The organism is Streptomyces sp. YIM S03343, from assembly GCF_054729195.1.
In genome coordinates this window covers 594,259-617,258 of sequence record NZ_JBPUKX010000002.1, presented here as the reverse complement: position 1 = coordinate 617,258, position 23,000 = coordinate 594,259, and the positions used below count along the sequence as shown (strand labels likewise).

19 protein-coding genes and 1 riboswitch are annotated in these 23,000 nt (G+C 72.7%); of the genes, 10 read left to right on the top strand and 9 right to left on the bottom strand.

The features are described 5' to 3' along the window. Nucleotides 1-107 precede the first annotated feature (107 nt). The 6 genes from ACSYGN_RS38525 to hypE are packed head-to-tail and all read left to right on the top strand — an operon-like array spanning nt 108 to nt 6,258. Entirely contained in the window at nt 108-503 is a 396-nt protein-coding gene (locus ACSYGN_RS38525; protein WP_460405023.1) for a hydrogenase maturation nickel metallochaperone HypA/HybF, read from the top strand. 3 nt (nt 504-506) lie between these two features. After that, entirely contained in the window at nt 507-1,295 is a 789-nt protein-coding gene (hypB, locus tag ACSYGN_RS38520) for a hydrogenase nickel incorporation protein HypB (protein ID WP_460405021.1), read from the top strand. After that, nucleotides 1,292-3,661: a carbamoyltransferase HypF gene (gene hypF / locus ACSYGN_RS38515; protein ID WP_460405019.1), complete on the top strand. Its 2,370-nt coding sequence runs from the start codon at nt 1,292-1,294 to the stop codon at nt 3,659-3,661. The genes hypB and hypF overlap by 4 nt, the downstream gene beginning before the upstream one ends. 44 nt (nt 3,662-3,705) lie before the next feature. Further along, nucleotides 3,706-4,074 (top strand): HypC/HybG/HupF family hydrogenase formation chaperone, encoded by a 369-nt coding sequence (locus ACSYGN_RS38510; RefSeq protein WP_460405017.1) that lies wholly within the window; start codon nt 3,706-3,708, stop codon nt 4,072-4,074. Beyond that, a complete protein-coding gene (gene hypD, locus ACSYGN_RS38505) occupies nt 4,071-5,195 on the top strand; it encodes a hydrogenase formation protein HypD (protein ID WP_460405015.1) in 1,125 nt (374 codons plus the stop codon). The genes ACSYGN_RS38510 and hypD overlap by 4 nt, the downstream gene beginning before the upstream one ends. Beyond that, the gene (gene hypE / locus ACSYGN_RS38500) at nt 5,188-6,258 is read left to right on the top strand and encodes a hydrogenase expression/formation protein HypE (protein WP_460405013.1); all 1,071 of its coding nucleotides are present in this window, start codon (nt 5,188-5,190) and stop codon (nt 6,256-6,258) included. Before hypD ends, hypE begins: the two co-directional genes overlap by 8 nt. 49 nt (nt 6,259-6,307) lie before the next feature. On the opposite strand, the gene ACSYGN_RS38495 is transcribed toward hypE, so the two are convergent. After that, a complete protein-coding gene (locus ACSYGN_RS38495) occupies nt 6,308-6,775 on the bottom strand; it encodes a hypothetical protein (protein WP_460405011.1) in 468 nt (155 codons plus the stop codon). A gap of 492 nt (nt 6,776-7,267) precedes the next feature. Between ACSYGN_RS38495 and ACSYGN_RS38490 the strand changes: the two genes are divergently transcribed. Continuing rightward, nucleotides 7,268-9,553 (top strand): MMPL family transporter, encoded by a 2,286-nt coding sequence (locus ACSYGN_RS38490; protein ID WP_460405009.1) that lies wholly within the window; start codon nt 7,268-7,270, stop codon nt 9,551-9,553. 42 nt (nt 9,554-9,595) lie between these two features. Here the strand turns inward: ACSYGN_RS38490 and ACSYGN_RS38485 are convergent, their stop codons facing one another. From ACSYGN_RS38485 to tgmA, 3 genes are all read right to left on the bottom strand, one after another. Beyond that, entirely contained in the window at nt 9,596-10,570 is a 975-nt protein-coding gene (locus tag ACSYGN_RS38485; RefSeq protein WP_460405007.1) for a Gfo/Idh/MocA family protein, read from the bottom strand. A 147-nt stretch (nt 10,571-10,717) separates the two neighbouring features. Further along, nucleotides 10,718-11,710, bottom strand: a complete 993-nt coding sequence (tgmB, locus tag ACSYGN_RS38480) for an ATP-grasp ribosomal peptide maturase (RefSeq protein ID WP_460405005.1) — start codon at nt 11,708-11,710, stop codon at nt 10,718-10,720. Between the two features lie 14 nt (nt 11,711-11,724). Further along, a complete protein-coding gene (gene tgmA / locus ACSYGN_RS38475; RefSeq protein WP_360967108.1) occupies nt 11,725-11,916 on the bottom strand; it encodes a putative ATP-grasp-modified RiPP in 192 nt (63 codons plus the stop codon). A 311-nt stretch (nt 11,917-12,227) separates the two neighbouring features. On the opposite strand from tgmA, the gene tap reads away from it, so the two are divergent. Both tap and tpg read left to right on the top strand, forming a co-directional pair. Beyond that, nucleotides 12,228-14,621: a telomere-associated protein Tap gene (gene tap, locus ACSYGN_RS38470; RefSeq protein ID WP_460405002.1), complete on the top strand. Its 2,394-nt coding sequence runs from the start codon at nt 12,228-12,230 to the stop codon at nt 14,619-14,621. Between the two features lie 9 nt (nt 14,622-14,630). Further along, nucleotides 14,631-15,185 (top strand): telomere-protecting terminal protein Tpg, encoded by a 555-nt coding sequence (gene tpg, locus ACSYGN_RS38465; RefSeq protein ID WP_460405000.1) that lies wholly within the window; start codon nt 14,631-14,633, stop codon nt 15,183-15,185. A gap of 34 nt (nt 15,186-15,219) precedes the next feature. Here tpg and ACSYGN_RS38460 read toward each other — a convergent pair whose 3' ends face one another. From ACSYGN_RS38460 to ACSYGN_RS38450, 3 genes are all read right to left on the bottom strand, one after another. Continuing rightward, nucleotides 15,220-16,275: an NAD-dependent epimerase/dehydratase family protein gene (locus tag ACSYGN_RS38460; protein WP_460404998.1), complete on the bottom strand. Its 1,056-nt coding sequence runs from the start codon at nt 16,273-16,275 to the stop codon at nt 15,220-15,222. Nucleotides 16,276-16,484: 209 nt separating this feature from the next. Continuing rightward, a complete protein-coding gene (locus tag ACSYGN_RS38455) occupies nt 16,485-16,961 on the bottom strand; it encodes a hypothetical protein (protein WP_460404996.1) in 477 nt (158 codons plus the stop codon). Nucleotides 16,962-17,201: 240 nt separating this feature from the next. After that, a complete protein-coding gene (locus tag ACSYGN_RS38450; protein ID WP_460404994.1) occupies nt 17,202-18,614 on the bottom strand; it encodes a C40 family peptidase in 1,413 nt (470 codons plus the stop codon). 56 nt (nt 18,615-18,670) lie between these two features. After that, nucleotides 18,671-18,831: riboswitch (cyclic di-AMP (ydaO/yuaA leader) on the bottom strand. 327 nt (nt 18,832-19,158) lie between these two features. Here ACSYGN_RS38450 and ACSYGN_RS38445 point away from each other — a divergent pair. Beyond that, the gene (locus ACSYGN_RS38445) at nt 19,159-20,670 is read left to right on the top strand and encodes a hypothetical protein (RefSeq protein ID WP_460404993.1); all 1,512 of its coding nucleotides are present in this window, start codon (nt 19,159-19,161) and stop codon (nt 20,668-20,670) included. Here the strand turns inward: ACSYGN_RS38445 and ACSYGN_RS38440 are convergent. Next, entirely contained in the window at nt 20,637-22,250 is a 1,614-nt protein-coding gene (locus ACSYGN_RS38440) for a glycerol-3-phosphate dehydrogenase/oxidase (RefSeq protein WP_460404991.1), read from the bottom strand. The genes ACSYGN_RS38445 and ACSYGN_RS38440 overlap by 34 nt on opposite strands. After that, complete coding sequence (locus ACSYGN_RS38435; protein WP_460404989.1) at nt 22,247-22,855, bottom strand: TetR/AcrR family transcriptional regulator; 609 nt, start codon at nt 22,853-22,855, stop codon at nt 22,247-22,249. Before ACSYGN_RS38435 ends, ACSYGN_RS38440 begins: the two co-directional genes overlap by 4 nt. Nucleotides 22,856-23,000 lie beyond the last annotated feature (145 nt).

The window sequence follows — 23,000 nt, the reverse complement described above, 5'->3', positions numbered from 1 at the left end:
GGTGCGCCGGGTGGCGCGCCCGCGCCTGTAATGGGGGCCCGCGAACGCGCCCCCGCGCCACCCGCCGACCGCTCCCGACCACGACCCGCGCGCCAGGACGGAGATCCATGCACGAGATGTCCATCGCGCTGGAGGTCGTCGAACAGGTGCAGGACGCGGCCCGCCGGGCCGGTGACGTCACCGCCGTACGGACCGTCCGGCTCGAGGTGGGCGAACTCGCCGGTGTCGTACCGGACGCGCTGTCCTTCTGCTTCCAATTGGCCTGCGAAGGAACCCTGCTGGAAGGCGCCGAACTCGTCGCCGAGCCGGTCCCCGGGCGGGCCCGCTGCACGCCGTGCGCCCGGGACTGGGCCGTCGGCATGCCGCCCCTGCTGACCTGCCCGCACTGCGGCGGCGGCGCCACCGAACTGCTGTCCGGCCGGGAACTGCGCATCACCGGGGTGCGCTGGGAGGACGGCGGGCCGCTCGCACCCATCCGCGAACCGATCGCCGAGGAGCACTGAACCATGTGCCGTGCAGTCGAACTGCGTCAGGCCGTCCTCGCCCGCAACGACGAGACCGCGCACACCCTACGCACCCGCCTCGCGGCCCGCGGCACGGCGGTCGTCAATCTGCTCTCCAGCCCCGGCAGCGGCAAGACAGCCCTGCTGGAGCACGAGTTGGTCCTCGCACGCCAACGGTCCCTGCCGGTCGCCGCCCTCACCGCCGATCTCGCCACCGAGAACGACGCTGCCCGGCTGGCGCGTTCCGGGGTCCCCGTCAAGCAGATCCTCACCGACGGGCTGTGCCATCTGGAGGCCGCGATGCTCGCCCGCCATCTGGAGGGCTGGCTCCCCGAGCCCACCCGGCTGCTGTTCGTGGAGAACGTCGGCAATCTCGTCTGCCCGGCCTCCTACGACCTCGGCGAGACCCTGCGTGTCGTCCTGGCCTCGGTCACCGAGGGCGAGGACAAGCCGCTGAAGTACCCCACCGCGTTCGGCCTCGCCCACCTCGTGGTGGTCACCAAGACCGACATCGCCGAGGCCGTCGGCTTCGACGAGACCGCGTTCCGCGCCCATGTGGCCCGGGTCAACCCCGGGGTCGAGGTGCTGCTCACCTCGGCGCGCGCGGGCACCGGCCTCGGCGCCCTGCTCGACCGGGCGGTGGCCGCCGCCGACGGCGGTCCCGTGCACCGTCCGGTCATGGCCCCGCCGCCCGCGCACACGCACGAGCAGCCGGACGAGCCCGCGCGCGAGAGCATGCGGGATCATGAACACCCGCACCCCGCCGTCCCGCTGACTCCGTACCAGCCGTGAGCGTCCCGCCGACCGCCGTCGCAGGCCCGGCGGCCCTGCGGCGCCGGGTCGTGGTGCAGGGCGTGGTGCAGGGCGTCGGCTTCCGGCCGTACGTCCACGCCCTCGCGACCTCCCTCCGGCTCACCGGGCATGTCACCAACACACCGGACGGCGTGCTCGCGGAGGTCGAGGGCGACGCCGGTGACATCGCCCGGTTCTGCGCCCGGATCGCGCCGGACGCACCGCCGCTTGCCCGCGTCGACACCGTCGACCACCACGAGGTGCCCGCCACGGGCGACATCGCGTTCACCATCCTCGCCTCCCACGGCACCGGCCCCGCCCGCACCCTGATCCCGCCCGACACCGCGACCTGCGCCGACTGTCTGCGCGAACTCGCCGACCCGGCCGACCGGCGCCACCGCCATCCCTTCGTCAACTGCACCCACTGCGGACCCCGGTTCACCATCGTCACCGGCCTGCCCTACGACCGCGCCCAGACCACCATGGCCGGCTTCCCGATGTGCGCCGACTGCGCACGCGAGTACGCCGACCCCGCCGACCGGCGCTTCCACGCCCAGCCGGTGGCCTGCCCGGCCTGCGGGCCACGCCTCGGCCTGCTCGTGAGCCGGGCCGACGGTCCGCCCGAGCCGGTCACCGCGGCCGACCCGGTCAGCGAGGCCCGTGCGCTGCTCGCCGCAGGTGCGGTCGTCGCCGTCAAGGGACTCGGCGGCTACCACCTGGCCTGCGACGCCACCGACCCCGGTGCCGTCGGCCTGCTGCGCCGCCGCAAGGCACGGGGCGACAAGCCGTTCGCCGTGATGGCGCGCGGAGCGGAGGACATCGAGCACCTCGTCCGGCTCGGCGCCGAGGAACGCGCCCTGCTGCACGGCCCGAGCCGCCCCATCGTGCTGCTGCGCCGCCGACCGGATCCGCTGCCCGTCGGCCCGCTCCCGGCCGACGCCGTCGCACCCGGCAGCCCCGATCTCGGCGTCATGCTGGCGTACACCCCGCTGCACCATCTGCTGCTCGGTCTGCCCGGCGACCCCGACGGGCCCCGGCTGCTCGTCATGACCAGCGGCAATCTCTCCGGTGAGCCCATCGTCACCGACGACACCGAGGCCCTGGAACGGCTCGCGTCCCTCGCCGACGCCTGGCTCACCCACGACCGGCCCATCCAGGTGCCCTGCGACGACTCGGTGCTGCGCGTCTGCGACGGACAGCCGCTCCTCGTCCGCCGCGCCCGCGGCTACGCCCCCCTGCCCCTGGACCTGCCGGTCCCCGTCCGTCCCGCGCTCGCGGTGGGCGGCGACCTGAAGAACGCCTTCTGCCTCGGCGAGGGCCGCCGGGCCTGGCTGTCGGCCCACATCGGCGACATGGACGACCTCGCCACCCAGCGCGCCTTCGAACGGGCCGTGCAGCACATGCGGTCGATCACCCCGGTCCGGCCCGGACTGCTCGCCGCCGACCGCCACCCCGGCTACCGCTCCGCCCGCTGGGCCGAGCGGGCGGCAGGCGGGCGGCCCGTGGTCCGCGTCCAGCACCATCACGCGCACATCGCCGCCGCGATGGCGGAGCACGGCATGGACGGCAGCCGCCCGGTGATCGGCGTCGCCTTCGACGGCACCGGCTACGGCGACGACGGCGCCGTGTGGGGCGGCGAGGTCCTGCTCGCGGACTACGACGGCTACACGCGGCTCGCCCACCTCGCCTACGTCCCGCTGCCCGGCGGGGACGCCGCGGTGCGGCGGCCGTACCGGATCGCCCTCGCCCATCTCTACGCCGCCGGGCTCGACCGGTCCGCCGGTCTGCCCTGCGTCACCGCCTGCCCGGCCGATGAACTCCCGGTGCTGGAGCGGCAGTTGGAGCGCGGTCTCAACTGTGTCCCCACCTCCAGCATGGGCCGTCTCTTCGACGCCGTGTCCTCGCTGGCGGGCGTGTGCCACCGGGCCGGGTACGAGGCCCAGGCGGCCGTCGAACTGGAGGCCGCCGCGCTGCGCGCCCCCAGCGGGGACGGGACGTCGTACACCTTCGCCCTGCGGGAACCCGGCACCGGCGACGGCCCGGTGCGGGCCGACCCCGGCCCGGTGCTCGCTCAGATCGTCGGCGACCTGCGCGGCGGAGTGCCGGCGGAGACCGTCGCCGCCCGCTTCCACCGGGCCGTCGCCCGGCTCGTCCACCGGCTCTGTCTGCGGGCCCGTGAGCGGCACGGCACGGACACCGTCGCCCTCACCGGCGGAGTGTTCCTCAACTCCGTGCTCTCCTCCGCCTGTTCGGCGGCCCTGACGACGGACGGCTTCACCGTGCTGCGCCACCGGCTGGTCCCGCCCGGCGACGGCGGACTCGCCCTTGGCCAGCTGATGGTGGCCGCCCGCACCGCCACTCCGTGACCGATCCCTGCAACCCCCCACCCCCCCACACCGAGGAGAGGCCCATGTGCCTGGCGGTACCCGGCAGAGTGCTGGACATCAACGACCGTGACGGCACCAGGATGGCCACCGTCGACTTCGGCGGCGTCGTGAAAGAGGTGTGCCTGGAGTACCTGCCCGAACTGAAGGTCGGCGAGTACGCCATCGTGCATGTCGGCTTCGCGCTCCAGCGCCTGGACGAGGAGTCGGCCCGGCACACCCTCGAACTGTTCTCCGAACTCGGCATGCTTCAGGAGGAGTTCGGCGACCCATGGGAAGCGGCCGCACACAGCGGCGCGGGCGCCGGTGACATGGGCGCCGTCGGTGTCGGCGAGCGCGTCGGTGACACCGGCCCGCACCCGGATTCGGCCCCCGGAGAGGAGGCACACAGGTGAAGTACATCGACGAGTTCCAGGACCCGGAGCTGGCGCGCCGGCTCCTCGACGAGATCCATGCCACGGTGACCAGGCCCTGGGCGCTGATGGAGGTGTGCGGCGGCCAGACGCACTCCATCATCCGGCACGGCATCGACCAACTTCTTCCCGAGCAGGTCGAGTTGATCCATGGCCCCGGCTGCCCGGTCTGCGTCACGCCGCTCGAAGTCATCGACAAGGCGCTGGAGATCGCCTCCCGCCCCGAGGTGATCTTCTGCTCCTTCGGCGACATGCTCCGGGTCCCCGGCACCGGACGCGATCTGTTCCAGGTGCGTGGCGCGGGCGGCGACGTACGCGTCGTGTACTCGCCCCTCGACGCGCTGCGGATCGCCCGGCAGAACCCGGACCGCGAGGTGGTGTTCTTCGGCATCGGCTTCGAGACCACCGCCCCGCCCAACGCCATGACGGTCCATCAGGCCCGCAGGCTCGGTATCCGCAACTTCAGCCTGCTGGTCTCGCACGTCAGGGTGCCCCCGGCCATCGCCGCGATCATGAGCTCCCCGAGCTGCCGCGTCCAGGGCTTCCTCGCCGCCGGACATGTGTGCACCGTGATGGGGACCGACGAGTATCCACGGCTGGCCGAGCGCCACCGCGTCCCGATCGTCGTCACCGGCTTCGAGCCGCTGGACATCTTGGAGGGCGTACGCCGCGCCGTCGTCCAGCTGGAACGGGGTGAGCACACCGTCCACAACGCCTACGCCAGAGCCGTACGCCCCGAGGGGAACCCGGCGGCCCGGGCCATGCTGGAGGACGTCTTCGAGGTCACCGACCGCGCCTGGCGCGGTATCGGGGTGATCCCGGACAGCGGCTGGCGGCTGTCGCCCAAGTACCGCGACCACGACGCCGAGTTGCGCTTCAGTGTCGAAGGCATCCGGACCCGCGAACCGGCCGAGTGCCGCAGCGGCGAGGTGCTCCAGGGACTGCTCAAGCCGCACGAGTGCGAGGCGTTCGGCACCCGCTGCACCCCGCGCACCCCGCTCGGCGCCACCATGGTCTCCAGCGAGGGCGCCTGCGCCGCGTACTACCTCTACCGGCGCCTGGAGACCACCCCGACTCCCCGGGAGGCGAGCCCCGTTGGCTGACAACGGCACCGACATCCTCGATGTCACCGGCTGGACCTGCCCGGCCCCGCTGCGCGACCAGCCCCGTGTCGTCATGGGCCACGGCGGCGGCGGGACGCTGTCGGCCGAACTGCTCCAGCACGTCTTCGCCCCCGCCTACGGCGGCCCCGTCCTCGCCCAACTGGGTGACGCCGCCCAGGTGACACTCGGTGGGGTCCGGCTCGCCTTCTCCACCGACTCGTTCGTCGTACGGCCCCTGTTCTTCCCCGGCGGCAGCATCGGCGACCTCGCCGTCAACGGCACCGTCAACGACCTCGCCATGAGCGGGGCGCGGGCCGCCTATCTGTCCTGCGGGTTCATCCTGGAGGAAGGCGTCGAGACCGAGACCGTCTCCCGGGTCGCCGAGGCGCTGGGCGCCGCGGCGCGGACCGCCGGGGTGGAGGTGGCGACCGGCGACACCAAGGTCGTGGAGGCCGGACACGGCGACGGGATCTACCTCAACACCTCCGGCATCGGGCTCGTCCCGCCGGGCGTCGATCTGCGGCCGCAGCGGGTCGTGCCCGGTGATGTGGTGATCGTCAGCGGGGCGGTCGGGGTGCACGGCGTGGCCATCATGAGCGTGCGCGAGGGGCTCGAGTTCGGGGTGGAGATCGAGAGCGACTGCGCCGCGCTCGGCGGTCTGGTCGAGGCGATGCTCGCCGTCACCCCCGATCTGCATGTGCTGCGCGACCCCACCCGCGGCGGTCTCGCGGCCTCGCTCAACGAGATCGCCCAGGCCTCGGGCACCGGTGTCGTGATCACCGAGCGCGCGGTCCCCGTCCCGCCCGCCGTCGCGGGCGCCTGCGCGATGCTCGGGCTCGACCCGTTCTACGTCGCCAACGAGGGCAAGCTGGTGGCGTTCGTCCCGCGCGAGCACGCCGACGCGGTGCTGGAGGCCATGCGGGCGCATCCGCTCGGTGCGCAGGCGCGGATCGTCGGCGAGGCGGTGGCCGACCACCCCGGCATGGTCGTCGCCCGCACCGGTCTCGGCGGCACCCGGGTGGTCGACATGCCGCTGGGGGAGCAGTTGCCGCGGATCTGCTGAGCCCGCCGGGCTCGCGCGGGGTGTCCGTCCGGCGGCCGGACACCCCGCCTCACAGCCCGCAGCGCGGGGCCAGCACCGACAGCGTGCCGTTGGCCTGGCGCAGCGCGAGCTCCAGGGCGGTGGGCGCGTGCAGTTTGCCGGTGCCGTCCGGCGGGATGAGCCACTCCAGGAAGCGGCTCGGCCGGTACGGCGGCGGTACGGCGACCCAGGACCCCTTCCTCGCATGGCGTACCCCGGAGCCGATCCAGTGGCTCGCCGGATCGGGCGGCAGGAAGAAGCCGACCCGCTGCGACTCGGTGTCCACGAGGGTGGGCCCCGGTACCGGCTGGGAGGGCCGCCACAACAGGTCCAGGGTGAGCATGCCCAGCTGGTCGGGCACGCTCAGCAGGTCCCAGAAACGGCCGGCCTGCAGCAGGGCGATGCCGTGGCCCTGGTCCCACTGGCGTTTGCAGGCCCGGGGGTCCGGCGCGGCGGCAGCCAGCCACTCCACGCCCTGCGTCCACATCGTGTTCGTCATGTGCTGCTCCGGTGATCGCCGTGCGTCCGTCCGACGGCACCGGGAAGACATGACGAGACACAGGGTGCGCTCGCACACCAACCCGGCAAAAACATGCGTGTAGATAATTCTATGGACCCGGGTGGGGTGGCGCGGCCTGGCGTTTCGGTCCCGGATGCTCGAACTTCGATCAGGAGTTCCCCTGTTGGGGCCGCCCGGCGTGGGTCGGCGGCCCCGTGCCGTGCCCAGTGCCGCGCCCGGCCCCGTGCCCAGTGCCACGCCCTGCACCGTGCCCGGGCCGCGGCCCGACGCGCCCTGCGCCGTGTCCCGGTCCCGCCCGCTGCCGCCGGGCGACCGTGGCTTCTGGGACCGGTGGGGCCAGAGAAGGCGGAGGGGTTCGAGATGACGGAGGGGCGGCCCTGCTTTCTAATGAACGCGTAGGCACTTTGAACGGGTAAACACTTGAACGGGTAGGCACTGTCGCCTGTCACAGAAGGCCGAGGCTGAGGCTCCATGACACCCAACCGCGGCAGCGCAGAGGACGGGGGGACGCCCGCACCGGGAGTGCTGAGGCGGCTGGGGGAATGGTGCGCACGCCATTTCGTGATCGTCATCGTGGCGTGGCTGGTGGCACTGGTGGCCCTCCAGACGCTCAACCGGGCCTTCGGCGGGGAGTACGAGGACAACTTCTCGCTGTCCCAGGTGCAGTCCCAGAAGGGCCTGACCGTCCTCAAGGAGCACGATCCCGCAGCCGGCGGCTACAGCAGCCAGATCGTGGTGCACGACAAGAGCAAACCGCTCACCCAGCTCAGCGGCCAGATGTCCCAGACCGTCGCCGCGGTCCAGAAACTGCCGCACGTGCTGTCCGCGCAGAATCCGCTCGCCGCCAAGCCTCCGGGATCCACCTCCTCGACCGGGACCACCGGCTCCTCGCCGGACGTCGGCCCCCTGTCGACCGACGGCAAGACGGCGTACATCACCGTCCGTTTCGACCAGCAGCCCTCCACCCTCGGTGACAGCTACCTCAACGGTGTCGACAGCGCCGTACAGCCGCTGCGCTCGGCCGGTGCCGAGGTCGAATACGGCGGTCCGCTCGGCGAACTCGCCAGACCCGCCGCCAACGACCGGGTGAGCGAGCTGATCGGCTTCGCGGTCGCGATCGTCGTTCTGCTCGTCGGCTTCGGCAGCGTCATCGCGGCCGGGATCCCGCTGGTGACCGCGTTGATCAGCGTGATCGGCGGCCTCGCCTGTCTCGGTCTCCTCGCAGCGGCGTTCACCTTCGCGACCGTCTCACCGACCCTCGCCACCATGATCGGCCTCGGTGTCGGCATCGACTACTCGCTCTTCCTGATGACACGGCACCGGCAGAGCCTGATGGACGGCGCCGACCCCGTGCGTGCCGCGGGCAACGCGGCCGCGACCAGCGGACACGCGGTGCTCGTCTCCGGCTGCACGGTGATCATTGCGCTCGCCGGACTGTCCGTCTCCGGCCTGAGCTTCATCGCCCTGCTCGGCGTGGCGGCCGCCGTGACCGTCGTCTCCGCGGTCGTCGGTGCCCTGACCCTCGTACCGGCGCTGCTCGGGCTCATCGGCCGCCGCATCGACCGCTACCACGTGCGCCGGCCCGTCGCCGAGACCGGCGCCGAGCCGGGCGCCGAGGCCCACGGCACCTGGCACCGCTACGCGCAACGCGTCGAGCATGCGCCGTGGGCGTTCCTCAGCGCGGGCGTCGCCGTGATCGCGATCCTGGCGATCCCGGCGTTCACCATCGAGCTCGGCCACATCGGTGACGGCGCCGACCCGACGTCGTTCACCGACCGCAGGGCCTACGACCTGATGACGGACGCCTTCGGCCCGGGCTCCAACGGCCCGCTCACCATCGTCATCGACCAGACCACCGTGCCCTCATCGCAGCGCTCCGCGCTCGCCTCCCAGGCACAGAAGACCCTCGCCGGGGTGTCCGGTGCCGCCGCCGTCACCCAGCTGACCCCCACCTCGGACGGGGACGTCCTGATCGGCACCGTCTATTCCAAGGTCTCCCCGCAGAACCCCGACACCACCGACCTGACCAACCGGCTCGTCGACCACACCCTCCCCGACGCGGTCGCGGGCACCACCGCCAAGGGCTATGTCACCGGCACCACGGCCACACAGGTCGACTTCCGGAACATCGTCGCCGACAAACTGCCGCTCATCATCGCCGTGGTGGTCGCCCTGGCCTTCCTGATCATCCTCGCGGTGTTCCGCGGTCTGCTCGTCGCCGTCAAGGCGGCCGTCCTCAACGTCCTGTCGATCACGGCCTCCTACGGCGTGGTCGTCGCCGTCTTCCAGTGGGGCTGGGGCGGCCCCGCGCTCGGTGTGCACGGCAAGGTGCCCATCGAGTCGTACGTGCCGATGATGATGTTCGCGATCATCTTCGGGCTCAGCATGGACTACGAGATCTTCCTGCTGTCCCGGGTGCACGAGGCATGGCTGCGCACCGGTGACGCCAAGGCCTCCGTCGCCCATGCCCTGGAGATCACCGCCCGTGTCATCACCTGCGCCGCGCTGATCATGGTGAGCGTGTTCGCGGCGTTCATCGTCAGCGACAACATCGTCGTCAAGATGCTCGGCCTCGGACTCGCCGTCAGCGTCCTCATCGACGCGACCGTCGTACGGCTGCTGCTGGTGCCCGCGGTGATGACGCTGCTCGGCGCGCACGCCTGGTGGACGCCGCGCTGGCTCGACCGGATCCTGCCGCACATCAATGCGGAGGGCGACACCGAGAGCGCGGCGGCGCGGTCGGGGTCGAAGGTGTGATGCCGGGCCCGGTGGCGGTTGTGCCGCACCGGGCCCGACCGATCACATGCCTGCCGTGGCCGTGGCCGTGGCCGTGGCCGTGGCCGTGGTCGTGGCGGTGGTGGTGGCTGCGGCCGTCCGTCCGGCGTCCGGTCGGACGAGGACGGGCAACTGGGCCTCGGCCTCCGCCAGCACCTGGGTCACCCGCAGGGCGAACTCCGCGTCGCACGGGTGCGGTTGCCCGGTGCGGGCGGCGTCGAGCAACGCGTCGGCGGCCGCGGTGAACGCGGCCACGCCGCTCTCCGTACCTTCCGGCAGGATGGTCACCCCGGACTCGCCGCGCAGCTCCACCTCCGCCCCCGCCGCCGCGGGCGGGGCGCTGAGGCTGAGTGTCAGGCTGCTCGACGCGCCCCCGGAGTGGTCCAGGACCAGATGGACGGTGTCACGCGGGCCACGCGCGGCGGCCGTCACCCGGCTCACGTCGCCGAGCACCGGAAGGAGCACGGACAGGGCGTGCGGCCCGATGTCCCACAGCGGCCCCTTCTCACGCCGCCAGGGCGAGTTCGCGAAGGGGCTGTCGCCGGTGAAGACGTCCCCCAGCCAGTGGGCCCGCGCGGTGAACCAGCCGCCCGCGGCGGCCTGTTCGGCGATCCACTCCCCGGGCTTCTGCTGGAAGCGGGTGGTGAAGAACACCACGGAGGCGACACCTGCCTCCCGCACCGCCTCGGCGACCGCCTGCCCCGCGGGCACCGTCGTGGCGATCGGCTTGTCCAGCAGCAGATGCCGGCCCGACCGTGCCGCCCGGACCGCGAGGCCGGCCTGGACGTCCGGGGGCAGGGCCACGGCCACCGCGTCCACCTCGGAGATCAGCGCGTCGGCGGAGTCGTACACCGGCACACCGAAGCGTCCGGCCAGCGATCCGGCCGCCTCCGGGCGCCGTCCCCAGACCCCGGCGAACTCCACTCCGGGATGTCCGTCCAGGGCGGGCGCGTGTACCAGTTGCGCCCAGGGGCCCGTTCCCAGCAGTCCGATGCGCATGTCCGTGGTCCTCCTCGGGTGCCGATGCCGATGCCGATACATGTGCGGCTGCGGGTGTGGTTGCCGTTGCCGGTGCCGTTGTCGTGACGCGCGGGTCGTCGGGGTGATCGTGGCACGCCGACCCCTTCCGGGCCAGACCCGGCCGGATCACCCGGGCGTCCGGCAGGAGCCGTTGACGTGGCTGTGCTCGGAGCTGGAGCCCTCCGGCTCCTGGGACAGCCACTCGGCGATACTGCGCGCGATGGGCTGGCCGGTGTCCATCTCGATGAACCCGAACTGGCCCGACTGGTTGCATTCCAGGAACCACCAGATGCCGTCTCCGTCCTCTGCGAAGTCGAGAGCCCCGTAGGCGAGTTCCGCCTTCCGGAGATAGCCGAGCACCGCCGCGCCGACCCGCGGGGGCACATCCACCGGCTGCCATGACTCGGCGGAGACGGCGAAGCGGACGTCCACCACCTCCGGGTCGGCGTCGGCCGCCACCGCCTTGCGGGCTGCCAGCAGACGGTCGCCCACCACGGTGAGCCGGATGTCGGCGCGTTTGGCGACGCGCCGCTGGAGCAGTGTCGGGCCGAAGGCCACGGCCGAGAAGTCCGTGTCCGGGGCGACCCGGCTGGTCGGTACCGCGCGGGGCGGCTCCTGCGGATGCGCTCCGGACACCGGCTTGACCACCAGATCCGGGAAGCGCTGTGCGAACTCCCGCGCCGCCTGCGGGAACGTGGTGATCAGGGTGGCGGGCACGGCGAGTCCGCTGCGCTGCGCCAGCTCCAGCTGCCAGGGCTTGTGACGGGCCCGGCGGGCCGCGTCGGGATGGTTCATCCAGCGTGCGTCGGTGCCGCGCAGCAGCCCGTAGAGCGCCTGCGCGGACTCCTCCGTCAGCCACTCGGACGGCTGGGCCGCCCGTGCCGCCGGTACGCCCGGTCTGCGGACCCAGATGGAGCGCAGGCCGGCCATGCTCACCAGGCGTCCCGCTACGGACAGGTGTCCTCGCGAGGCGCCGTGCACGAACTCGCCCGAGAGGGCGACGCCGTGGGTCAGGTCGGCGGGATCGAGCCGGACGACGGGCACGCCGGTCTCGTGGAGGTGGACGACGACCATGTCGGCCGTCACATCCTCCTCACAGGTCAGGATGAGCACGGTCATGTCGCGGTCCGTGCTCAGTCGTCGAAGTGCGTCTTGGAGCCCGCAGTTGAGGTCGTGGTCCCCCAGGCCCGCAGTGTCGCGTGGTCGGTGGCAGCGAACCGCCCGTCGGGGAGCACGTTCAACTGCAGTCCGGAGTCATAGGAATACGGAGTGGTGGCATCCAACTGTGCTGCTGGGCGCGCGTAGTTGAGTGCGAACGGTTGCATCGTCTCTCCCTGTTCGGTGCTGCCTCGCCAAGCGGACGGTTTGTGTCGTGACGTCATTTCACCCGCCCGAATTCGGCTTCCGTGGACTAATACGATTCGAACGAGTGATTGGTTTCCTTACTCTCCGTAGTCAAGGCCGGGACCTGGACCTTTGCGCAGGATGCAATTCACGCCAGTCACATCAGCCCCATCTGTCACAAGAACCACTCAGATAACGTGGCCTTCCTCGTGTCGCCGTACGGTGCTTCCGTGACCGGTGTCACGCCTCGGACGCGCGCACCGGGGTGTCAGGTAGAAAGACGGTTGTGGAAATGACGGACCAGCCCGACGGACTGTTCGCCGCGGTGGACTCGCTGCTCGCCGCGGTGGACGACGGCACCGTGCTGCCCGCCCCCGCGGAGCGGGTGAGGCTGCGCGAGGCGGCGGGCCTGACCCGGGCGGCGGTCGCGCAGGCGCTCGGGGTGCGCGTCCCGAGCATCGAGGCGTGGGAGGCGGGCCGCGCCGAACCCAAGGGGGAACGGCTCACGGCGTACCGCAGGCTGCTGGAGGGCCTGGCCCGGCGGTGCCCGCCGCCGGAGAGAACGGCGGCGGGCACCCCGGGAACCGGGGGCGCGTCCGCCCCCGGGACCGCTGCTGCCGCTGCGTCTGCACCCGAGCCGGGCTCCGCGTCCGCGCACGCGTCTACGGGTGCCCCCGCACCCGCGGGTGAAGCGTCACCCGGCACGAACGACCCCGCTGCCGGGGCGTCTGCCGCCCTGCCCCCCTCTGCCGGGGCCTCTGTCTCCGGGACCCCCTCAGCCGGTGGCACGGCCGCCGGGCTCTCCGCTGCCAGGGCGTCCGCCGCCGGGCCTCCCGCCATCGGGCCGTCCACTGCCAGGCCTACCGCCCCTGGAACGCGCACCACGCCGGAAGACACCCGCCCCGCCCCGCCCCGCCCTGCCCCCGGCCGGGGCGCCGCCCCCCGCAAGCAGCCCGCCACGTCCCGCCGCCCCGCCGGACGCGGCACACCCGCCCCCGCCGAGGCCCCCGACCCCCGTTTCACCCACGGCCCGCTCGCCGTCGTGGACACCGCCGACGGCGAGACCGTCGCCCACTGCGTCGGCGGCCTCGTCCTCGACGTACCCGCCAAGTCCCTCCCGGCGCTGGTGGAATGGGCGCTCGGCGAGGCACGGCTCGGGCAGCCGCGGCTGCACCGCCACGGCAGGGACGCCGACCCGCTCCTGGTGCTGACGGCCGCCGCCTGCGAACGCTACGGTCTGCCCGCCGCCCTCACCGACGAGGAGCGCCTGGCCGGCCGCATCCCCGAGTCCCACAAGGTCGTCAAGCAGCTCAAGAAGGCCGACTGGCAGCTCACCCGGCGCGGTCTCGGACCCTGGGCACGCATCTACCGGCCCGCCCAGGGCTCCCGCCGCCAGTGCGTACAGCTCTGCCTGCCGTCCTGGCACGCCCTGGACACCCGCCACTGGGGCGACGCCGCAGCCCTGCCCGCGCCCGAACTCGCCCGCGTCCTCGGCCTGTACGCCACCCGCGTCATGACGTTGCGCGGCTCCACCGCCGTCACCGGCCTGGAACTGATGACCGCCCTGCACCCGCCGACCCGCTCGGCCCGCGACGCCGAGGGCCGGTGGGTGTCCGCTCCGAATCCGGGCGCCCTCACCGAGGCGGTCGACTGCGCCCCCTGCGAGGCCCCCGACGGCCATCCGCTCCTCGCCCATCTGCCCCGCTTCCACCAGCGCACCCCGGCGGAGACGCTGTGCGAGGAGGCGTACGACTGGGCCCGGCCGCTGACCGACGAGGAGTGCATGCAGCCGTATCTCGTCGGCATCGACGTCAACATGGCCTTCGCCGCCGCCGCCAACCGCACCGTGGTCGGCCTCGGCGCACCGGAGCACGTCCACAACCCGGCCTTCGACCCGTCGCTGCCCGGCTCCTGGCTGGTGGACCTCTCCCATGTGCGGCACGACCCGCGGCTGCCGAGCCCTTTCACCCCGGACGGCGAGCCGCCCGACGGCGCGGCCTGGTACGCGACGCCGACCGTGGCGTACGCGCTCGAACTCGGCTACGACGTCGCCCCGCTGGAGGCGTACGTACGCCCGGAGCGCGGCTCCTATCTGGACGCCTGGTACACCAGGCTGCGCGACGCCTACGTGGCGACCATGGCCGACCTCGGCGTGGTCACCGGCATGGCGCCGGACGCGTTCCTCACCGCGATGGCCGGGCACAAGGACCGCGACCCGGACCTCGCGCTGGTCCTCGCGGCGATCAAGGCCACGGTGAAGGGCGGCATCGGCAAGCTGCGCGAGCGGGCCCGCACCGGCTGGCGCCCGGGGGAGCGCTGGCCGGCCCTGGAACGGCCCACCTGGCGGCCCGACATCCGCGCGGCCGTCATCTCCACCGCACGCGTCAACATGCACCGCAAGATGCTGAAACTCGCCGAGGCCACCGGGCAGTTCCCGGTCGCGGTCCTCTCGGACTGCGCCGTCTACGCTTCCGGCGGGCCCTCCCCGCTGGACATCCTGCCCCACCGGGACGGCAAGCCGCTGCCCGGTGGGTTCCGGCTCGGGGTGTCACCGGGGATGGTCAAGCACGAGGGCACCCAGAGCGTGCTGTGGGCGGAGGGCCTGCGCGAGGAGCACGGCGACCGCCTCAATCTGGCGCGGTACATCAAGAGCGGCCGTATCGCCGCCCCGGACGAGGAAGAGTAGGCCGACCCCATGGTGAACATCGGGGACAGCATCGACCGGGCCACGGCCCAGCACTTCACCAGGCCGGTGCCCAAGTCGGCGCCCGCGCAGATGCGTTTTCTGGTACGCCAGCTGAAGGGCACCCGGGCGGTGGCCGAACTGCTGGGCGTCTCGCAGCGCACGGTGGAGCGCTATGTGAAGGAGCAGCTGCGCAGACCCCGCCAGGACCTGGCCCGCAAGCTCTCCGGCGAGGTGCGCCGCCGCTGGCAGCCCAGGGTCCGCGACGCGGCGAGGAAGCAGGCGGCGCAGACCGGCGGCATCTTCGTCTCCACCCGCGCCCGCTTCGGCTTCACGGCGGCCCCCGGCAGCACCGACGACCCCCGGGTCCGGTACGTCAACCAGGCCCTGCCGCCCGAGTACGCGGCCCGGCTGTTCACCGCCCAGGAGGGCGGCGCCACCGAACAGCAGCTGGCGGCCATCCTGGCCGAGGGCCTGGGCGAGATGTACTTCCGCGACCGCGGCAACCGGGCCCAGGGCCTGCTGGTGGAGTTCACCGGCATCGAGCAACTCGACCTCGATCTCTGACCCGGCGGCGTACATCGCAGCCCCGGCGCCACTGTCAGTCCGCGGACCGGGACGTCCGGGGCCAGCCGGCTTCGTGCCTGCCTGCCGCCGTCAGCAGGGCCTGCTCGCGCTCGGGCGTGATGCCTGTGGCCTCCCGTCCCGTGCGATTGTCGCCGAACGCCTCGTCGAGACCGCCGGGGCCGAAGAGCCAGGTGGCGGTGGAGTGGAGGGATTCCTCGATGGGGCGGCAGCGCAGGCCTGCGGCGACAGCCTTGGCCGAACTGGGCTTCCAGACCGCGGCTGTCTCCCCTTCCCGCGGGGCCCACAGCGGAAGCTCGGTCCAGACCCTGACCTCATGCTCGGTCAGGATCCGGTCGTCCACCCACTCCAGTTCTGCCTTGCCGCCGGTCTCGGCGACGCAGGCGCCCAGGAACCTCCCCCAGGTTGCGTTCGCGGGAGTGCCGCTGACCAGATACATCCCGGCGTCCTCGGCTTCGATCCGGTCCAGGCCGAAGATCGCGATGTCGCGGGCGTCGATCAGCTGCATCTCACGGTCGGGCGCGCCCGGAGCAGCCATCCGGCCGCCTTGAGCGGCGCGGCGCAGCCACCAGGGGACACGTCGTGTGAGGTCGTGCGGTCCGATGATCAGGCCGGGTTCAAGGATCAGGGTGCGCCCCGGGAAGCCCTGTTCGACGGCCATCTCGCAGCCGGCTTTCAGCGTTCCGTAGTCGCCGTCCTCCGGGCCCGCGTCCTTGCTGCCGTGGTGACGGGGCGAGCTCTCGTCCACGGGCTCGGCGGGCCAGCCGGGGCGGGCGTTGATCGAGGAGATGAACAGATACGTCGACGCGGACTCGGCCAGGGCTTGGACCGAGGCCCCGACGACGCGGGGAACGTAGCCGCACACATCCACGATCGCGTCCCAGGGACCTGCCTCGGCAAGCCGCGCCAGATCCTGGTGGCGCTCCCGGTCGCCGCGCACCACTTCAACGCCGTTCAGGTCGGCGTGGGCCTTGCCTCGGTTGAAGGTGGTCACCTCCCCACCGCGCCGCAGCGCCTCCTGGACGAACGCCCGCCCGAGGAACACTGATCCACCGATCACCAGAAGTCTCATGCCGCCGAGTGTGCGCTCAGAACCTGGTGATCAAACAGGACTATGCCGGAAGCAGACGAGTCGAACCATGGGCGAACCACCGTTACGAGTGTCGTGTCCGGGCTGACCGGCGAGTGTTGGAGCGGGCAGCTCGTCACAAAGGCCGGGCACGTGAACTCACGTGCCCGGCCCCGGTGTTCAGTCGATCGGCCGATCAGCGGCTGGGAGGCTCAGCGGCCCCAGGTGCCCTGGTCGTTCGCGCAGTTCCAGCCCGTGCCCTTCAGGGTGAACTTCACCTTGTAGGAGCTGGTGCTGAGCAGCCGTGTGCGCACGGTGAAGCCGAGCTTCGCCTTGGGCTTGAACGTCTTGGTGTAGACGGCCACCTTCGTTGACGTCCTGGCGGTGAGCGAGCCGCCCTTCGGCGTGGCGGTGCCGAAGCGGATGTTCTTCACGTTGGTGACGGTGAACGTCACCTTCTTGAAGCTGGTCGTGGTGCTCTTGTTCTTGATGCCGAAGTACAGCCCGTTGCCGGTCACCCAGCCGTTGGAGCCGACATAGAAGCTCGACGGGTAGCTGATGCTGATCGGGCAGCCGCTTGCCTGCGCTGTGGCGGGCGCCGCGGACGCGGCCCCGGCGAGCCCCAGCTGGGTGGCGCCGACAAGACCTGCCGTGGCCAGCAGCGCGGCGGTCGTGCGGGTTCGGTTCACTGATGTGTGCCTTTCCCCCTACGGCCCCGAAGGACCTGACTGTTGTGACATGCGACGCCCGCCGGGAAGTGTTTTCCTGTGAGCGACGCCGCTCTGTCTTAGCACGAAGCCTTACGCGAAACAGACACGTCCGGCGCAGGAGGCGACAGCGGTGACACGATCAGAACATTCGTCGCCGAGCGGGCACACTCGGCAGGTCTGTTCGACAGGTCGTTCGGCCCCGCAGGAAACACCGGTGCTTCACGCGGGGCGGATCGCGCCCTGGATGGCCTGCGGTCCGGCGAAGAAGACCGATTCCTCCCTTACGGACGCGCCGGGTCCCGGCGCATGGATCATCAGTCCGTTGCCGGTGACCAGGCCGACATGGCTCGGGCCGTCCTGGAAGAACAGCAGGTCGCCGGGCTGGAGTTCGGTGAGGGGAACCAGGGTGCCTGCGCTCGCCTGCTCCGGCGCGGTGCGCGGCAGGGTGACCCCGGCGGCCCGCCACGCGGCCTGGGTGAGCCCGCCGCAGTCGTACGCCTCGGGTCCGGCGGCACCCCACAGACAGGGGCGGCCGAGCTGGGCCCGCGCGAAGTCCAGCGCGGCGGCTGCCTTGCCAGGGGTGGCCTGAAGCGGCGGCTGGGTGATCGTGGGGAGGGTCGGGGCGGAGGGGACGGTCGGGATGCTGCCCGTGGCCGGGTCCTGGGCCGCCGTGGGGGTGGGGGCCGCGTAGGTCGTGGTGCCGTAGTCATCGGGCTGCTGTGGCAGCCACTGGCCGGTGGGGTCGGGTGCGGTGGGCCAGGTGGGCTGCGTCTGGGGTGCCATGGGGGCCGGAGCCGCCGGTATTGCCGGTGCCTGCGGGGCGAGTTGGGCGGTGCGGCGGGCCAGCAGTTGGTGGGCGGCGGTCAGCTTGAGCCGGTTGCGCTCCTTGGCGGGACCCATCGCGGAGCGGTCCGGATGGGCGGTGGAGGCGGGGCTCGGCCGGGTCGCGGGGGTGGCCGTCGCCCAGGGTGCGGGAGATGCCCCGGGCACTGCGGGCGTCGGGGCGGGGGGCTCGGTGACGGCAGGTCGGGCGGCCGTCGGCTGCGCGGGGATGCCCGGTATCGAGCCGGTCCCGGGTGCCGAGTCCATTGGCGCGGGCGGCAGTTGCGCGGGCGGCCAAGCCGGTTCGGTTGCCGGGGGCAGGAGTTCGGTGGGCGCCGCGGTCAGTTCCGGCAGTGCGGCGGTGCGTTCGGCCGGGGGAAGGGCGGCCGGTGCCGGAGCGGTACCTGCCGTCAGCTCCAGGACGGGGCGGGCGGCGGCCTCCAGTTCGCGGATGGTGGCGCTGTAGTCCGGGCGCTCCGCGGGGGGGCCCGGCAGGGCGGCGGGGGAGCGGCCGGGCAGCAGGTCCCGGGGCAGGGCGGCGGCCACGGTGGGGCCGATCGAGCCCCTCGCCGCGTCGAACCACTGCCGGGTGACGCTGTCGAGGGCGGGATCGGAGCCGCCGCGTGCCCTGCCGGACGCCGGGCGGACGACCGGCGCACCGGCGGACGACGAGGTGCCGAGAGCCATCGCGCGCGTCGCGTTGAACGTCCTGCTGTCGGTCTCGGCCCGGTCGTAGAGGCGGTCGATCCGCCGCTGCACCTCGGCGCGGCTGGGACCGTCACCTCCCCCGAACGGATCGGAGTCACGCATGCCAGGGAGACCGGAGCCTCCGCGACGCTGATTGCGTTCCGGCGCCATGGGGGACGTACTCCTTCCGTACTCCGCCTACCGAGTTAGCTGACGGGTTCGGGCGACGGAACTCGGAAGGTATGCCCTACGGCCCGTGCCCCGGTGGGCAGTCGGGCCGATTCACCCCGGGATTCGGTTGGGTCCCCGGCTCCGGACGACGTGTGGGCCGTACCGGATTAGGCGGAGGCCGCGCGACCCGGCGAGGTTCGCCGGAGGGAGTCGTACGGCCTAGACACCAACTTAACGAACGTGTGTGTCTTCCGTGAAGGTTGAAGCGCGGAATGTCCGATACGTCATCGTGATCTCGCCCCGGTGCGCCGCCTGTTGTGCTCGTGCATTTGTTCTGGTGAGCCGTCCGTGTCGTCCGTACACTGGCAACTCATAGGCTTGTGGCAAGTGTTGACCGGGGGGATCCGCCATGTCCGGAGATACGTACGGTCCGTACGGACCACCGAACGGCGGGTACTACCCTCCGCCGGTCCCGCCCACGCCACCGATTCCGCCCATGCCGTCGGGGCCGCCGCCCGCACCGCCGGACGGCCTGCGCGCCGCGGCGGTGGCCCTGCTCAACCTCAGCGGACTGGGCCTCGGGTACGTGCTGGTACGGCACTGGCTGGGGGCGGCGGCCTGCTGGGCGGCCACCGTGATCCTGCTGTTCGTCGCGCTGCCCGCCGACGCGGACGGCGTCCCGGGCGCCGCGCTCGTCGGCTACGCCCTCGTCCTCGCGGCCGCCGCCGCGCACGGCGCGCTGGTGGGCATGCGCACCCGGCTGACCTGGCCGGGCCGCGCCCCGGTGGCCGCGGTGCTCGGGGTGGTGCTGCTCGCCGTGCCCGTCGGCGGCGGTGTCCTCTACGACCGGGCGCGCGACGAGGCGGTCCAGCAGATGCTCCTGGACCGGCTGGAGAAGGCCGACCGGCTGGTCGCGAAGGCGGGCACCCAGCCGTTCGAGAGCGGGGAGGCCGACTACCGTACGGCGCTGGCCACTTACCGCGACCTCAGCGCCGACCATCCCGGCTCCCGGGCCGCCGACCGGGTCCCCGAGCGGATGCGGACGTACTACACCACCGTCGGCGCGGCCTACGGGCGGCAGCAGTACTGCGCCGCGATCCCGGCCCTGAAGTATCTGCGCACGGTCCCGCGCACCATGCCGAAGGACCAGCTCGGCACGCTCGCCCGCTGGCCCGACGACCGGCTGGCCACCTCGCTGTACGAGTGCGCGGCGGACGGTCTGGCCTCCGGCGGCAACGACTGGGGGGCCAGCTTCGGTGAACTCCTGTCCACGTTCCCGGAGTCGGAGCAGGCCGCGAAGGTGGAACCCGCGGTCGGCTCCGCCGTGGACAAGGCGGCGAAGGACGTGCACGGCGGCGACCCCTGCGCGGCCGTCGACCGGCTGGAGAGCCTCGGCACCGAGATCGGCACGCTGTCCAACGCGAGCGAGGCGAGCGCCGGCCTCGGCAAGGCCGCCGACCGCGCCGACCGGAGCGCCTCGGCGGGCGGCTACCAGTGCGGGCTCGACCAGTACAAGGACGGCGACTTCGACTCGGCGATGACGACGCTGAACAAGTTCGTCGACGACAACAAGAACGACGGCAACAGCGCCCGCGCCAAGAAGATCGTGATCGCCGCCGAGATCGCCAAGTCGGTTCCCGCGGCGGGCAAGAAGGTGCCGACCACGGCGTCCGGCGGCAGCATCTCGGTCACCATCAAGAACGACAGCCCCGACGAGATCACGGTCCTCTACACCGGCCCGGTGACCGGCAGCGTCACCCTCAAGCCGTGCGGGGGCTGCACCGCGTACTCCTGGGGCAGCACGCTGCTGAGCAACTTCAAGCCGTGCAGCAGCGGCAGGAGCTACCCGCAGAAGACGATCAGCCTGCCGCCCGGCACGACGTACTTCCTGCACAAGCCGAAGAGCTCCACCTACTCCAGCTCCGGCTCCGACACCGCGAAACTGCGCTCCGGCTACATCTACACCGAGTGCGCCTACGTCACCTCCGGCCTCGGGACCACCAGCTGACCCCCCGGGGCCTCGGCCAGCGCGGCGGCGGCCCCCGCCAGGGCCGCCGCCCGGTCGGCCGGGACCAGGCCGATGCGGGTACGGCGGTCGAGCAGGTCGGCGGTGTCGAGGGCACCCTCGTGGCGCACCGCCCAGACCAGCTCGGCGCCGGTGACGGGGTGGCCCTCCAGCACGGGCTCGCGAAGGTGCGGGTCGCGCTCGCCGAGGGCGAGGACGGCCGGTGCCTCGGTGCCGTAGCGCTCGATCAGCCGGTGGGGGGCCTCCAGGGCGGCGAGCGCGCGCGGTGAGGCCGCGCCGACGAGCGGGAGCGACGCCGTGCGCGACGGCCCGGCGGGCAGCCGGCGAGCGGCTACGGCGGCGTCCACGGCGTCCTCGGCCATGCGCCGGTACGTGGTGAGCTTGCCGCCGACCACGGTGGTCACCCCGTCCGCCGAGGTGAGCACCGCGTGCCGCCGCGAGATGTCGGCGGTCCGGGCCGGCCGGCCGCCGTCCCCTTCCGGCGTGGTGTCCAGCAGCGGGCGCAGCCCGGCGAAGGCGCCCACCACGTCGGCGCGGTGGAGCGGGGTGTCCAGGGCGGTGCCGAGCACGTCGAGCAGAAAGCCGATGTCGGCCTCGGGGGCCTCCGGGACATTGGGGACGCCGCCCTCGACGGGTTCGTCGGTGAGGCCGACGTAGACCCTGCCGTCGCCCTGCGGCAGGACCAGGACGAAGCGGTTGGTCTCCCCGGGGACCGGGATGTGCAGGCCCGCCGGGAGCGGTCCGAGACACTCGGCGCCGAGCACCAGATGGGTGCCCCGGGAGGGCCGTACCCGGATGCCGTCCACCAGACCGTCCGCCCACACCCCGGTGGCGTTGATCACCGCGCGGGCCCTGATCTCCCCTTCGGCGCCGGTGAGTTCGTCACGGACCCGGGCACCGGAGCCGGTGAGCTCCAGCACCCGCACCCGGGTCAGAACGCGGGCGCCGTGGGCCGCGGCGGTGCGGGCGATCGCGGTGACCAGACGGGCATCGTCGGTGACCTTGCCGTCCCAGGACAGCAATCCGCCGCGCAGCCCGGCGGGGCGCAGCACGGGGGCGAGATGGCGGGTCTCGACCGGCGAGAGGCGGCGCGGCGCGGGCAGGGTGGCGCGGGCCGTACGGGCCGTCAGACGCAGGGTGTCGCCCGCGTGCAGGCCCGCCAGGGCGAGGGCCGCCTGGGAGCGGGAGACCAGCGGGGTCAGCGGCAGCACGAACGGCTGGGCCCGCACCAGATGCGGCGCGGTCCGCTCCATGAGCACGCCCCGCTCCACCGCGCTCTCGTGGGCGACGTCCAACTGCCCGGAGGCGAGATAGCGCAGCCCGCCGTGGATCAGCTTGGAGCTCCAGCGGGAGGTGCCGAAGGCGAGGTCGTGGGCGTCCACGGCGACGGTGCCGAGCCCGCGCGCCGCGGCGTCCAGGGCGACCCCGGCGCCGGTCGCGCCGAGACCGACGACCAGGACGTCCCAGACCGTGCCGTCGACGGCCTCGGCGAGTTCTCGGGAGCGGCGGGCGGCGGACAGGGAGGCACCGGGGCGTTCCGGGGACGGGTCGGTGGGGCTCATGGCGTCAGCGTCCTCTCCAGGATGGTCCGAAGTTCCGTGAGGAAGGCGTCGGTCGAAAGGTCCGCGTCCTCGTCGTCGGCCATGGTGTGCAGCGACAGGGTGAAGGACTGGACGACCAGCAGCAGCGTGCGCGCCTGGAGTCCGGGGTGGACGGCGCGCACCGAGCCGTCGGCGTGGCCCTCCCGCAGCGCGTCGGCGAGCAGTTCGAGCAGGGCGTCCTGGCTGGCGCCGCGCCGGTCGAGGACGTAGGGGAGCAGGAGTTCGGGGTCGACGTCGACGATCTTGCGGAAGAGGGGGTGCGCGCGGAACGCCGCCACCCCGGTCACCAGCCCCTCGACGATCAGCGCGCGGGTCTCGGTACCGGGCCGCCGCTCGGGCATCGCGCGCGTCGCCACGCCCACCCACTCCCGGGTCATCAGATCCCCGACCAGGGTGCGCACATCGGGCCAGCGCCGGTACAGCGTCATCCGGGAGACCCCCGCGCGGCGGGCGACATCGGTGAGCGTGGTGCGCCGGACGCCGACCGCCAGCACACAGTCGCGCACCGCGTCCAGCACCGGATCACTGTCCGAACTGTCCGAACCGTTGTGACGAATAGGCGTCATGTGTCACAGTGTAACGCCCCCTGGGGCGGCCTGTACGGCACACGGGGTCAAGAGACCGACGGCTCCCGCGACTTGAGCACCGCCGCCGCCCCGGGAACCCCGAGAACTACCAGGACACGTGCACCACGACCGGTGAGGACGAGCG

What these genes read in the sequence shown, in the direction of transcription:
- ACSYGN_RS38525 (WP_460405023.1), top strand. Translation starts at nt 108, where the DNA reads ATGCACGAGATGTCCATCGCGCTGGAGGTCGTCGAACAGGTGCAGGAC.
- hypB (WP_460405021.1), top strand. Translation starts at nt 507, where the DNA reads ATGTGCCGTGCAGTCGAACTGCGTCAGGCCGTCCTCGCCCGCAACGAC.
- ACSYGN_RS38510 (WP_460405017.1), top strand. Translation starts at nt 3,706, where the DNA reads ATGTGCCTGGCGGTACCCGGCAGAGTGCTGGACATCAACGACCGTGAC.
- ACSYGN_RS38495 (WP_460405011.1), bottom strand. Translation starts at nt 6,775, where the DNA reads ATGACGAACACGATGTGGACGCAGGGCGTGGAGTGGCTGGCTGCCGCC.
- ACSYGN_RS38490 (WP_460405009.1), top strand. Translation starts at nt 7,268, where the DNA reads ATGACACCCAACCGCGGCAGCGCAGAGGACGGGGGGACGCCCGCACCG.
- ACSYGN_RS38485 (WP_460405007.1), bottom strand. Translation starts at nt 10,570, where the DNA reads ATGCGCATCGGACTGCTGGGAACGGGCCCCTGGGCGCAACTGGTACAC.
- tgmB (WP_460405005.1), bottom strand. Translation starts at nt 11,710, where the DNA reads ATGACCGTGCTCATCCTGACCTGTGAGGAGGATGTGACGGCCGACATG.
- tgmA (WP_360967108.1), bottom strand. Translation starts at nt 11,916, where the DNA reads ATGCAACCGTTCGCACTCAACTACGCGCGCCCAGCAGCACAGTTGGAT.
- tap (WP_460405002.1), top strand. Translation starts at nt 12,228, where the DNA reads ATGACGGACCAGCCCGACGGACTGTTCGCCGCGGTGGACTCGCTGCTC.
- tpg (WP_460405000.1), top strand. Translation starts at nt 14,631, where the DNA reads ATGGTGAACATCGGGGACAGCATCGACCGGGCCACGGCCCAGCACTTC.
- ACSYGN_RS38460 (WP_460404998.1), bottom strand. Translation starts at nt 16,275, where the DNA reads ATGAGACTTCTGGTGATCGGTGGATCAGTGTTCCTCGGGCGGGCGTTC.
- ACSYGN_RS38450 (WP_460404994.1), bottom strand. Translation starts at nt 18,614, where the DNA reads ATGCGTGACTCCGATCCGTTCGGGGGAGGTGACGGTCCCAGCCGCGCC.
- ACSYGN_RS38445 (WP_460404993.1), top strand. Translation starts at nt 19,159, where the DNA reads ATGCCGTCGGGGCCGCCGCCCGCACCGCCGGACGGCCTGCGCGCCGCG.
- ACSYGN_RS38440 (WP_460404991.1), bottom strand. Translation starts at nt 22,250, where the DNA reads ATGAGCCCCACCGACCCGTCCCCGGAACGCCCCGGTGCCTCCCTGTCC.
- ACSYGN_RS38435 (WP_460404989.1), bottom strand. Translation starts at nt 22,855, where the DNA reads ATGACGCCTATTCGTCACAACGGTTCGGACAGTTCGGACAGTGATCCG.